The sequence below is a fragment of the Nostoc sp. genome, assembly GCF_036917455.1.
Classification (GTDB): Bacteria; Cyanobacteriota; Cyanobacteriia; order Cyanobacteriales; family Nostocaceae; genus Nostoc.
Window position 1 is genome coordinate 61,342 of the sequence record NZ_JBALDK010000019.1, and the last position, 12,951, is coordinate 74,292.

Annotated in this window: 12 protein-coding genes; 5 read left to right on the top strand and 7 right to left on the bottom strand. The window is 41.2% G+C overall.

Annotated features, from left to right (window positions below):
* The first annotated feature begins 21 nt into the window (after positions 1-21).
* Complete coding sequence (locus V7K42_RS01425; RefSeq protein ID WP_334912890.1) at positions 22-987, top strand: acetamidase/formamidase family protein; 966 nt, start codon at positions 22-24, stop codon at positions 985-987.
* A gap of 17 nt (positions 988-1,004) precedes the next feature.
* A complete protein-coding gene (locus tag V7K42_RS01430) occupies positions 1,005-1,376 on the top strand; it encodes a sulfite exporter TauE/SafE family protein (protein ID WP_334912845.1) in 372 nt (123 codons plus the stop codon).
* A 130-nt stretch (positions 1,377-1,506) separates the two neighbouring features.
* On the opposite strand, the gene V7K42_RS01435 is transcribed toward V7K42_RS01430, so the two are convergent.
* Positions 1,507-2,085, bottom strand: coding sequence for an NADPH-dependent FMN reductase (locus V7K42_RS01435; RefSeq protein WP_334912847.1), 579 nt, complete (start codon positions 2,083-2,085; stop codon positions 1,507-1,509).
* A gap of 213 nt (positions 2,086-2,298) precedes the next feature.
* Positions 2,299-2,835, bottom strand: a complete 537-nt coding sequence (locus V7K42_RS01440; protein WP_334912849.1) for an isochorismatase family cysteine hydrolase — start codon at positions 2,833-2,835, stop codon at positions 2,299-2,301.
* A gap of 140 nt (positions 2,836-2,975) precedes the next feature.
* Between V7K42_RS01440 and V7K42_RS01445 the strand changes: the two genes are divergently transcribed.
* Positions 2,976-3,131, top strand: coding sequence for a hypothetical protein (locus tag V7K42_RS01445; RefSeq protein WP_334912851.1), 156 nt, complete (start codon positions 2,976-2,978; stop codon positions 3,129-3,131).
* A gap of 90 nt (positions 3,132-3,221) precedes the next feature.
* Here V7K42_RS01445 and V7K42_RS01450 read toward each other — a convergent pair whose 3' ends face one another.
* The 4 genes from V7K42_RS01450 to V7K42_RS01465 all read right to left on the bottom strand — a co-directional run bounded on the left by V7K42_RS01450 (position 3,222) and on the right by V7K42_RS01465 (position 7,592).
* Entirely contained in the window at positions 3,222-3,956 is a 735-nt protein-coding gene (locus tag V7K42_RS01450; protein ID WP_334912853.1) for an amino acid ABC transporter ATP-binding protein, read from the bottom strand.
* A complete protein-coding gene (locus V7K42_RS01455) occupies positions 3,949-5,439 on the bottom strand; it encodes an ABC transporter permease subunit (protein ID WP_334912855.1) in 1,491 nt (496 codons plus the stop codon). The genes V7K42_RS01450 and V7K42_RS01455 overlap by 8 nt, the downstream gene beginning before the upstream one ends.
* Before the next feature lie 140 nt (positions 5,440-5,579).
* Positions 5,580-6,569: a 2-dehydropantoate 2-reductase gene (locus tag V7K42_RS01460; protein ID WP_334912857.1), complete on the bottom strand. Its 990-nt coding sequence runs from the start codon at positions 6,567-6,569 to the stop codon at positions 5,580-5,582.
* A gap of 153 nt (positions 6,570-6,722) precedes the next feature.
* Positions 6,723-7,592, bottom strand: coding sequence for an inositol monophosphatase family protein (locus tag V7K42_RS01465; RefSeq protein ID WP_334912859.1), 870 nt, complete (start codon positions 7,590-7,592; stop codon positions 6,723-6,725).
* Positions 7,593-7,841: 249 nt separating this feature from the next.
* Between V7K42_RS01465 and bchH the strand changes: the two genes are divergently transcribed.
* Both bchH and V7K42_RS01475 read left to right on the top strand, forming a co-directional pair.
* The gene (gene bchH / locus V7K42_RS01470; RefSeq protein ID WP_334912860.1) at positions 7,842-11,567 is read left to right on the top strand and encodes a magnesium chelatase subunit H; all 3,726 of its coding nucleotides are present in this window, start codon (positions 7,842-7,844) and stop codon (positions 11,565-11,567) included.
* 535 nt (positions 11,568-12,102) lie between these two features.
* Entirely contained in the window at positions 12,103-12,543 is a 441-nt protein-coding gene (locus V7K42_RS01475; RefSeq protein ID WP_334912862.1) for a hypothetical protein, read from the top strand.
* A 219-nt stretch (positions 12,544-12,762) separates the two neighbouring features.
* Here the strand turns inward: V7K42_RS01475 and V7K42_RS01480 are convergent, their stop codons facing one another.
* Complete coding sequence (locus tag V7K42_RS01480; protein ID WP_334912864.1) at positions 12,763-12,930, bottom strand: hypothetical protein; 168 nt, start codon at positions 12,928-12,930, stop codon at positions 12,763-12,765.
* Positions 12,931-12,951: the final 21 nt, after the last annotated feature.

Below are 12,951 nucleotides of genomic sequence, written 5' to 3' on the forward strand. Positions count from 1 at the left end.
GTGATTAAAAACAAAACAGTGATGATTCACCATATTTTAAAAGCATCAAAAGAAACCGTACATCTGGGTGGTTTCTCCCATCTATTAGAACCAGCATTGATTATTGACTCTGGCGATACGGTTGATGTAGAAACTTATACTGGTTACTATGTTTATGACAAAGCACCACCTGAGTTTGTCACACCAGAATTTCTCGACATCTGCCAAAATCTTCTACCAGAACGCAAGATTGCTGGCGGGCCGCATTTACTCACGGGGCCAATTTATGTGCGCGATGCCGAACCAGGGGATGTTTTAGAAGTACAATTAGATGCGATCGCACCTAGTTTACCCGTTGGCTTTAATGCCATTCGTACAGGTTGGGGAGCTTTACCACATCAGTTTTCTCAACCTGCTTTGAGATTCATCCCTCTAGATTTAGTCAACAATATAGCTGAATTTCCGGCGGAGGCTGGCATAAAAATTCCACTCAAACCGTTTTTTGGAATTCTTGGTGTCGCTACTCCAGAAAGCTCTCGAACTTCTGTCCCGCCAGGTTCTTACGGCGGTAATATCGACAATCGAGAATTACTTGCTGGTTCTCGTTTATTTTTGCCAATTTTCGTACCAGGTGCATTATTTTCAATTGGTGATGGGCATTCTGCACAGGGAGATGGTGAAGTAAATGTCACCGCCATTGAAACTTCCATGAATGGTAGAATTACCCTCAAACTTCGCAAGGATTTACAACTGACAACACCAATTGCCGAAACTCCAACTCATATTATTACAATGGGGTTTGCTCAAACCTTAGATGAAGCCTTAGAATTAGCTTTGAAAAATATGATTGATTTTCTAGAACGCTTTGCAAATTTGTCGCCAGAAGATGCTTATGTATTGTGTAGTTTAGCTGTAAATTTTCACATCACTCAAGTTGTGAATAGTCCCCACAAAGGTATACATGGGATGCTACCTAAGTCAATTTTTGACAAGAAAATTAATTTATAATTTAGCGACTATTTTTTATGTCTAATATCTTGATTCAACTATTGTTAATCGGTTTAGTTTCCGGTGTTGCAGGTGGGATGTTTGGTATCGGTGGCGGCGCAATTATGATTCCGGCAATGGTATTAGTAATTGGTTTAGATCAGAAATTAGCTACAGGGACTTCTGTGGCTGCTCAAATTTTGCCAATTGGGATTTTAGCAGCCTTGGTTTACCATCGCAACGGTAATCTTAATATCAAATATGCTCTGATTATTGCAATTGGTTTAATCGTGGGTAACTTCTTCGGAGCATTGTTTGCAAATCAGCCGTTTATAAGCAGCGAGTTGATGAAAAAGCTGTATGGTATCTTTGTATTAATGATAGGTATTCGTTATCTACTATCAAATTAAACAACTTAAGGGATTTCCAAGGAATAAATTATCCCAAAAAACGAACCACAGAGACGCAGAGAACACAGAGAGAGGAGAGATAAAGAGGATTTTTTTGTCAGTTTTGGAATAGTTTTTTATTTGGAAGTCCCTAATTGAGCTTCAGTAATATTTTTGTTAAGCCATCGCCTAACTTTTCAATAGATTCTTGTTGTTTCGGATCTTTTAAAGTGCCATCGGCGTTAAAGGCTTCGTAAGCTTTGGTTACTGCAATTTGATCGGGTAGTACCAAAACTTTGATGTTTCCCAAAATAGACCGCAGGTGAACCAACCCCCGCAAACCACCAAGAGCGCCTGGAGAAGCGCTCATGATACTAGCAACTTTACCTGCAAAAGCCGCCAATGGCGCTTCATTTGGGGCTGGACGGGATGCCCAATCGATGGCATTCTTTAAAACTGCTGTGAGTGAACTGTTGTATTCCGGCGAAGCAATCAGCAATCCTTGATGAGAAATCAGCAAATCCTTTAAAGTGCGGGCGTTGGCTGGTAGTCCTTCTTGAGCTTCCAAATCTTCATCAAACAGAGGTAGAGGCAAATCGCGGAGGTCTAGATAAGTCACTTCTGCGCCTGCTGCTCTAGCGCCAGCCGCCGCTATTTTTACCAATTTTTTGTTGTAAGACTCAATCCGGGTACTGCCAGCAAAGGCGAGGATTTTAGGTGTAGATGCCATAGTTTTAGGTTGAGTGGGAAGGATTTGACAGTTCAGCTAGCTGCATTATCCTGTTTTCAGGCGATCGCTATTTGCTACCTTTAGATTTTCTTTATAAAGCTCGTACCTGCGGAATGTGGGTTGAACCTATAAAATTCCAATTTGATTTTTGAAAATATACTGAGGCTAAAAGCTAGTTTTTCTAAAATTATATTCATAAATCAGATAGAATTATTACATTATCTGTAAGTATTTATTTAGATTATGCCTATCTAGAGGCTTAGTTAAAATATTATTTACCCCAATCATCTGACTTAATACTAAAAGACCAGCTTGGTGAAGTTTATCACCTCCCGTTGATGCTGAGTAATATTCTAAAATATAAGGGATAATATTGTTCTCAAAAAAATCAATAGCAGTTTTTAAAACACAAGAATCGGTATCCAAACCACAAATAAATACTTTTTGGATATTATTGTTATTTAGGAAATTAAGTGTCTCCTCGTTACAAGCAGTGTATATAGTTTTATCAAAAGTTACTTGGGCAAATGGTTCAATTTCGTCCACAATTTTTTGCTCAACGGTTGATATGAGATTGTGCCAATTCAAATATTTGACATAAGGACTGTTAGGCGTATTTATAAATTTTGTGAAGATGACGTGTTCAAATAAGTTCTGCTCTAATAAGGATTTAACCCTTTGGGGAATATGGCTTGTATTTTGAGTGATAAATCCATTTTGAATATCAATGATAAATAGGCAGAAGTTCATATAGTAACTACTATGCTTGATTGGTTGGTACTGAAGATAGCGATCGCAAACATTACCGACTATTTTTCTTATTATCCAGATGTACAAACACTGAAGTAAATTTAGATGCTATTTGCTACCTTTATAATTTATCTAAGATTATGGCGAATTGGTCAGACTCCTATCTCGGCAAGTTACGACAAGTTGTAGGCGATCGCTTACTTCTATTATTTGGCGTACTTGTGATTATTGAAAATAACTTGGGGCGCGTTTTGTTGCAAAAACGAAGTGATTTCAAAGGCGCTGGAATTTTTTGATTTGACTGACTTACCTGCATTAATGCCAAACGATCGCCCCGTTTTAGAAAAGTTTCAAGAATACAAAAAAAGCGGCGAATTTCAATTGTTCTAAAGCATTTTTTCCAAGAACTGCTTGGCGCGATCGCACTTGGGATTTTGAAAAAACTCGTTAGGGGTAGCATCTTCTGCTAAACTTCCCTGGTCGAGGAACATAATCCGATTGGCGACTTCTTTTGCAAAGCCCATTTCATGGGTAACGATCGCCATTGTCATCCCAGATAGCGCTAAATCTTTCATTACTTCCAACACATCCTTAACCATTTCGGGATCTAATGCAGAGGTGGGTTCATCAAACAAAATCATCTCAGGTTCCATTGCTAATGCCCGCGCGATCGCTACTCGCTGTTTCTGTCCCCCCGATAGTTTGGATGGATAGACAGACACTTTTTCTTCTAAACCTACCTTAGCAAGCAATTCTAAGCCATGTTGTTCTGCTTTTTGCTTGTTTAATCCTTTCACCTTTATCGGTGCGTAGGTGACATTTTGCAGCAAATTCATGTGGGGAAACAAATTAAAATGTTGAAATACCATCACCAAATGCTGGCGCACCTTAGCGATGTTTGCCTTGGGATTGGTAATTTCTTGCTCGTTAAAGTAGATTCTTCCTCTAGTGGGTTGTTCTAACAAGTTTATGCATCGCAGAAAGGTAGACTTCCCTGAACCAGAAGGGCCTAGTATTGCAACCACTTCCCCTTGATAAAACTCAGTAGAAATATCTTTGAGTACGTCGAGTTTGCCAAAGGATTTACATAAGAATTCCGTGCGAATTACTACATTACTCACTTTGTCGTAACCTCCTTTCTAAAGCCGATGCACCCAAGGTCATGCCCATTACTAAAACATAGTAGATTAACCCTGCAAATAACAGTGGTTCAAAATAAATATACTTATTTGCACCAACGATTTGGGCGCTGCGTAATATTTCCACTACGCCAATAGTTGACACCAGCGCGGAATCTTTAAGCAGTCCGATAGTTTCATTTACCAATGCGGGGAGAATGTTTTTTAATGCTTGGGGCAAAATCACATCCCACATCATCAACCAATAGGGAACACCCATAGACATCGCCGCTTCACTTTGTCCTTTATCCACCGCCTGAATTCCACCTCTAATGGTTTCTGACATATAAGCGCCAGAATTTAAAGTAAAAGTTAATACCCCAGCTTGCAATGCGGAAATGTCATAACCTGTAAGTTGGGGTGTTGCATAGTAAACCAACGCCAATTGTAATAGCAAAGGTGTGCCTCGAAAAACAGAGGTGTAGGCATTAGCAATCCAGGTAAGCGGCTTGATGCCGAGAATTTTTAATAGAGACAGGATTGTTCCCCAGATTAACCCCAAGGATACAGATAATAGCGTGAACAACAAAGTTAAAGGGATTCCCCGAAGAATAAAGGGAATGTCGGGAAGAATTCGGGTGAAGTCGAGATTCAATCCGCCTTTGGCAGGAGTTGAGGATGCTGGAGTGGCAGTAGTATTCTCTGAAAACCATTTGGCTACAAGTTTATTCAACGTGCCATCGTTCTTCATTTGTTGAAGGACTTTGTTAAACGGTTCTACAAAAGAAGAACCTTTGGGAAAAGCGATCGCAGATCCACTTGCTTCCTCTGAGGGAATAACATTAAATTCTAAATCTGGGTTAGCTTGGGCGAATCCCTTAGCGACAGTATCCTCAACAATTGCTGCATCAATTCGCCCAGATTTGATTTCTTGAACTACTTCCGGCACTCTGTTGAGTTGCTTTAGCTGAATACCCGCAACTTTTTTTGCAATTTTCTGGGCATTTTGTTCTTGTATTGTTCCTAGTTGTACCCCAACCTTTTTGCCTGATAAATCTTGGGGCTGTTTCAGATTGCTACCTTTAGGAGCGACAATTGTATCTTTAGCTTCGTAATAAATAATTGAAAAATCAATATTTTTCTGACGTTCTGGAGTCGGAGTCATCCCAGCCATTACAAAATCAGCGCGATTTGCTTGGAGTGCAGGAATTAACCCATTAAAATCGGATTCCATTATTTGAAGTTTAAACCCAAGTTTTTCAGCAAGGGTTTTGGCAATATCTATATCAAAGCCAACGATTTGGCGATCGCCTCCTTTCGTATCATAAAACTCATAAGGAGGATAATCTGGGGAAGTAATCATCGTCAGCGTGTCTTTACCTAAAGGTGAGGCAGCTTTTAGAGAATTGCTATGTCCTGTGATGATGCTGATTCCTACTGCTGCTACAACCAGTATTGTTAATAGCCATCCTTTTTTTTTCTTCATGGACTTGATAAGTATAGGACTAACACCTTCAAGGTGACTCGTAATCTTTTCTCTCTGCGTTCTCTGTGCCTCTGCGGTTAATAAATTCTTTTTTTAACCACAGAGACGCAGAGTAAAGAGAAATTTTTTAACCAAAATTTTTACCCACGTTGAAAAATTCCTACTTTGGTAGCTTCCAGCAGCTTAACGCTGGCATAAATAGCATCAATATAAGGTGTGGGAATTTGAGTAAATTTTCCCAATTCTGCTACCGCGCCAACAATAGCATCTATCTCCGTAGCGCGTCCGGCTTCAATATCTTGTAACATTGAGGTTTTATGGGCACCAACATTTTCTGCCCCATTAATTCGCTGTTCTAAAGTGATGCCAAACTTTATACCTAGATTTTCTGCGATCGCTTGAGTTTCACTCATCATAAGCCGCGCTAGTTCGCGGGTGAGGGGATAACGGCAAATATCCTCCAAAGTAGCACCAGTCAAAGCACTGATGGGATTAAACGCCACATTTCCCCACAACTTGATCCAAATTTCCGTGCGAATTTGATTGCGAATTGGTGCTTTGAATCCTGCTTGTTTTAAAGCCTGTGCTAATAATTGGATGCGATCGCTTTTACTCCCATCGATTTCACCAAGAGTAAAGCGATCGCCTTCAATATGTTTAATTACACCTGGTTCGATTATCTCAGTTGCCGGGTAAACAACACAACCAATGGCACGTTCAGCCCCGATACTAGTTTCAATAATCCCATCTGGATCAACAGATTGAATCCGCGTACCTTCATACTCACCGCCATACTTGCGAAAGTACCACCAAGGAACGCCATTTTGGGCTGTCACCACCATTGTGTCAGGATTGTAGAGTGCAGGAAGAGAAGGTGCGATCGCAGCTACACTGTGAGCCTTAACAGTTAAAATTACTACATCTTGTGGCCCTGCTTCCTTAATATCACTAGTTGCCATCGGAGTAGCAATTTGGCTAGAACCGTCTGCCATGAGTAACTTCAGCCCATTTTTTTGAATCGCTTCCAAATGAGAACCACGCGCAATCAACGTCACTGCTTCACCTGCAAGTGCCAGTTTTGCCCCTAAATATCCACCAATCGCACCCGCGCCAACAATACAGATTTTCATTTTGTCAAAAGAATATGAGTCGTAGAAGACGGTATCTAGTTGCTTTTACCTCAACAGTCAAGGTGGTTAGGACATCAAAAGATCATGAAACTTAGACACAAAAAGACTTTTCATCCAGTCCCCAGTCCCCAGTCCCCAGTCCCTTGCTATACCTCAAACAGCTACACTTTGCATCGCTGATAATAAGTCTTGATGAACAGATTTTGAGGCAGCTACGATCAATCCAGGCAGACTATAGTTTTTACAAGTATGCAGTGGCGGTAGAGTCGAACCGTCCAGAGTAGTCACAATCCAGCCAGCCTCTTTCGCAATAAAAGCCAGTGCAGCACTATCAAGAAATTTACCCGATTTTATGACTGCTCCACTCAAATCACCACTGAGAATACCATTGAAATTGGGAATTTGAATATCACTAGAGTAATCAGTCGCTATATCGATTAATTTATATCGATCTTTTAGTGAAGGTGCGATCGCATTCATTCCCCATCCCAACAAAATAGCAGGTTTAGCGGATGTAATATGTAATGGGGCACAGGCTTCTAAACTCATCTCCAGCGTCCCTTTAAAAGCACCTTCACCTCGAAGCGCGTAAAAATAAATGTTTTGGGCAGGAGAAATGGCAATTACTGCTTCAAATTCATCATAATTTAGAATACTGAGAATAATTTGGTAATTAGAATGTCCATCCATGTAAAATTTTGTGCCATCGATTGGGTCAAGTGTTACTAAGTAATCACCTTCTGAACCGAGTTCGATAGCGCGAAAATACTTGGTATTATTAGAACTTTCATATTCTTCACCATAAAAGCGAATCTCTGGGAAAGTTCCCAATAATACTACTTCTACCAAATTTTGAATAGCCACATCCGCATCAGTAAGTGCAGCACTAAAAAAGTTGTTTGCTTGTTCTTTGGCGGGAAGTGCAGCAATTTTTGGTTGCAGAAAATTAGCATAAGCTGCTGCTACTTTGAGATGGGGGAGTAAAGTCTCTAAAATTAATCGGGTACTTGGTGTTGTGGGCATTGCAGCAAACTCCTTTTAGAAATAATCTATCGTAGGGCGATAGAATTCTATATCTAGACAAAATTACGGTATCATTTCGATGCAATGATACCACCGAATTGCTTCTCTTGCCTCCTGTCATCTGTGGCTTTTAGCCCGCATTTTTCACAAGCTTGAGGGGAAAAAACTTGGTATTTGAACAGATATTTAACAATCAGCCTGAAAGCACGTTTAAGATTTAAGTAAAGAAATATTTCGTAGCTTACAGGCATGAAACGCATCGTCTTGGTTGCTGGGTTTGAATCATTCAACGCTGACTTGTACAGAAAAGCCGCTTTTTTGGCTAACTCTCGCTGTCCTGAGTTGGATATTCGGGTATTTAGCGATCGCAATATTACCAGCCAACGGGCCGAGGTAGAGGCAGCCCTTGATAACGCTGATGTATTTTTCGGTAGCCTCCTATTTGATTATGACCAGGTTGTGTGGTTGCGCGATCGCATTTCCCAAATTCCCATCCGCTTAGTCTTTGAGTCAGCCTTGGAATTGATGAGTTTAACCAAGATAGGTGACTTTGCTATTGGCGACAAACCGAAAGGAATGCCCAAACCAGTTAAATTCATCCTCGACAAATTTAGCAACGGCCGAGAGGAAGACAAACTCGCTGGTTACATCAGCTTCTTAAAAATTGGCCCCAAACTACTGAAATACGTCCCAGTGCAAAAAGTCCAAGACTTACGCAACTGGTTAATTATCTATGGTTACTGGAATGCTGGCGGTACAGAAAACGTCGCTTCATTATTTTGGACACTAGCAGAAAAATACTTAGATTTAAAAGTCGGCGACATTCCCCCGTTAATCGAAACCCCCAATATTGGATTACTCCATCCCGACTATCAAGGTTTTTTTGAATTGCCAAAAGCATATCTAGAGTGGTATGAAAAGATCCCCCTTAGCCCCCCTTCTCAAGGGGGGTTGGGGGGATCTAAACGTAAAAATCCCGTTATCGGAATTCTCCTCTACCGCAAACACGTCATCACCAAACAACCATACATTCCCCAACTGATTCGCAGTTTTGAAAAAGCCGGGTTAACTCCTTTACCCATCTTCATCAACGGCGTAGAAGGACACGTGGCGGTACGAGATTTGATGACAACCAACTATGAAATTCAGCAACGACAATTAGGTAATATAGAAACTCCCTCACTTTCTAGTGAAGCAGTTAAAGTAAATGCGATCGTTTCAACAATTGGCTTTCCTCTAGTGGGTGGCCCGGCTGGTTCAATGGAAGCAGGCCGTCAAGTGGAAGTAGCAAAGCGCATCCTCACTGCCAAAAATGTACCTTATATTGTTGCCGCACCATTATTAATTCAAGATATTCACTCATGGACGCGCCAAGGTATCGGCGGATTGCAAAGTGTCGTGTTATACGCTTTACCCGAATTAGATGGGGCTATTGATACAGTTCCCCTCGGTGGTTTGGTAGGCGAAAATATTTATCTGGTTCCTGAACGGGTGCAGCGATTAATTGATAGGGTGAAAAGCTGGGTGGCTTTGCGGCAAAAACCTGCATCAGAACGCAAGATTGCCATTATTTTATATGGGTTTCCGCCAGGTTATGGTGCTGTGGGGACAGCTGCATTATTAAATGTGCCGCGTAGTTTGTTGAAGTTTCTCCATGCACTTAAAGAACAAGGTTACACCGTTGGGGATTTGCCTGATGATGGGGAAGAATTGATTCGCTGGGTGAAAGAGGCGGATGAATCTAATCCTCTTGTGGGGTGGGCATCTTGCCCGCCATTGTCCGAGGGCGGGCAAGATGCCCACCCCACAAGAAGTGTTAATGTTCGCACTCTAGAAAAATGGCTGGGATATTTACAAACTTCCCGGATTGAAAAACAATGGAAATCTCTTACGGGAACTGGTATTAAAACTTCTGGCGATGAATTTCAAATTGGTGGAGTGCAATTAGGCAATGTGTGGATAGGTGTACAACCACCTTTGGGAATACAAGGCGACCCGATGCGCTTAATGTTTGAACGAGATTTAACGCCTCATCCCCAATATGTTGCTTATTATAAATGGCTGCAAAATGAGTTTCAAGCTGATGCTTTAGTTCACTTTGGAATGCATGGGACGGTGGAATGGTTGCCTGGTTCTCCGTTGGGAAATACGGGTTATTCTTGGTCGGATATTTTGTTAGGAAATTTGCCTAATCTATATATATATGCGGCGAATAATCCTTCTGAATCTATGTTGGCGAAACGTCGCGGTTATGGTGTATTAATTTCTCATAATGTACCTCCTTATGGGCGGGCAGGTTTGTATAAGGAACTGGTGGCGTTGCGCGATTTGATTTCGGAGTATCGGGAAGATCCGCAAAAGAATTATGTGTTGAAGGAAGGGATTTGTAAAAAAATTGTGGACTCTGGATTGGATGCTGATTGTCCGTTTGAGGATGCAAAGAAATTGGGGATTGCGTTTACTCCAGAGAATGTGCGGATGTTTAGCGTTCGGGCTTTTGATGATTATTTGGTGGAGTTGTATGAATATTTGCAGGTTTTAGAGAATCGGTTGTTTTCTTCGGGGTTGCATACGTTGGGGGAAAAGCCGAGTGAGGAGGAGTTGGGGGCGTATTTGGAGGCTTATTTTGGAGACGAACCGCAGAGGCGCGGAGAACGCAGAGAGGAGGAGAAGGAAATAAGGGATTTGTTGATGCAATCTACGGATGAGTTGACAAATTTGTTGAGGGGATTGAATGGGGAGTATATTCCGCCTGCGCCTGGTGGGGATTTGTTGCGGGATGGGGCTGGTGTTTTGCCGACAGGGAGAAATATTCATGCTTTAGACCCCTATCGGATGCCTTCGCCTGCTGCTTATGAACGGGGGCGAGAAATTGCTCAAAAAATTATTGTTCAGCATTTGGATGAGTATGGGAAATATCCTGAAACAGTGGCGGTAATGTTATGGGGATTGGATGCAATTAAAACTAAGGGTGAATCTCTGGGGATTTTGTTGGAATTGGTAGGGGCTGAACCTGTTAAGGAAGGAACTGGTAGAATTGTTCGTTATGAATTGAAGCCTTTGGCGGAGGTTGGGCATCCCCGCATTGATGTGTTGGGTAATTTGTCTGGGATTTTCCGCGATAGTTTTCTCAATATTATCGAATTATTGGATGATTTATTTCAACGGGCGGCTGATGCTGATGAACCGGAAGATCAAAATTTTATTAGAAGACACGCTTTGGCTTTAAAAACCCAAGGTGTAGAAAATGCATCGGCGAGATTGTTTTCTAATCCGGCAGGTGATTTTGGTTCTTTGGTGAATGATAGAGTGGTTGATGGTAACTGGGAATCTGGTGAAGAGTTAGGCAATACTTGGCAAAGTCGCAATGTATTCAGCTATGGGAGAGAGGATAAAGGTCAAGCTAGACCGGAAGTGTTGAATACGTTGTTAAAAACTAGCGATCGCATTGTTCAAGAAATCGATTCGGTAGAATATGGTTTAACTGATATTCAAGAATATTACGCCAATACCGGCGGTTTGAAAAGGGCAGCAGAAAAACAAGGCGGTAAGAAGGTGACAACCAGTTTTGTGGAAAGTTTCTCGAAGGATACTACACCCCGCAATTTAGATGATTTGCTGCGAATGGAGTACCGCACTAAGTTGGTAAATCCCAAATGGGCGCAAGCGATGGCGAATCAAGGTTCTGGTGGTGCTTTTGAAATTTCCCAACGGATGACGGCGTTGATTGGTTGGGGTGGTACTGCCGATTTTACCGATGATTGGGTTTATGACCAAGCGGCTGATACTTATGCATTAGACGCAGAGATGGCAGATAAATTACGCAAGGCAAATCCTGAAGCTTTTCGCAATATTTTAGGGAGAATGTTGGAGGCGCATGGGCGGGGTTTTTGGGAAGCTGATGGTGAGAAGTTGGATAAGTTGCGTCAATTGTATGAGTTGACAGATGAGGAATTAGAGGGTGTGACGGTTTAGAAGGTAGATGCGTTAAAAGTTCAAATAAAAATTATTGTAGAGACGGCAATTTATCGCGTCTTTACTTAACCGAACCGTATTGAAAGCGATGTCTACGACGGGCTACGCCTACGCTCTTACGCTTGAGGCTGTGAAAATTTAAACCTTTGCAGCTAAGATTACTTCATGTATAAGAAAGGCTTAAGTTTTTCTTGCAAATGTATAAGCCGTTACTGCAAACGCTTAATACTTTGCAACAAATGCTTTTTCATGTATAAGAAAGGCTTAAGTTTTTCTTGCAAATGTATAAGTCGTTGCTGCAAAGGTTTAATACTTTACAACAAATGTTCTTCCATGTATAAGAAAGGCTTAAATCATTGCAGCAATTGTTGTAACGAATTTATGAATCTATTTAATACCTGGAATAAAATATAGTTTAAGTGAAATTAACTAAATTTTTTGAGATGCGATCGCACTGATTTGCTATATTTTCCCATGACAATCAGCGACATATTTGTATAAAACAGTACTATTAACCTAGTAGCAGAGATGCATTATGGCACGTCGTAAAAGAAATTCCAGCGTTTTAGAACGAGCCGATCGCCGGATTGAAAGTTTACAATCTATCAGTGTAGAACTTGACTTTGGCCAAGGATTGACTATACAAGCTTACACCATGACAATTAACGATCTCCGGTCTAAGCTTGCTGCTTACAACACTGCATTATCTACTATTGACAAACTTACAGATGACCTGAATAACGCTGAAAAGGCTGTAATAGCGATGTCAGAACAAATGTTACTAGGAGTTGGCAGCCGTTACGGTAAAAACAGCCAAGAATATGAGATGGCGGGTGGTGCTAGACGAGGTAATACCAAAAAGAAGCAAAGTGTAGTAGGCAATTCCAAAGTCACCAATTCTTTAGCAGCCGATTCTGTGCAGGTTTCTGCTGCAAATGAATCTATGAATGGGGTATCGGGTGCGATCGTCAGTTGAGTAAAATCCAATAGGTTTAGTATCAACTTAAACTCAAACACTCAATTTACCCTGGTTTAAGATCCCCCAACCCCCTTTTTAAGGCTACCGTGTATACACAAGTCAAATTACCCCCCTTAATCCCCCTTATAAAGGGGGGAAATAAGAAATTAGTTCCCTCCCCTTTACAAGGGGAGGGTTAGGGTGGGGTAAAACTGACACAAAAACTGAGTGAGTAAACTATTTCAGACTTGTATATTTTTGCAACTGTTGCACAAACGCATCATGTTCGGGTGACTTTAACCCTGCTTGCACCACCTCCAACACCCGTACCATCTGAGTTAGAAATTCTTGATTTGCTGCTTTCCTCAAATTCCAAAAATCATAAAATGTAATCTTAATTGTCATCGTGAGCTTAGACACCACTTA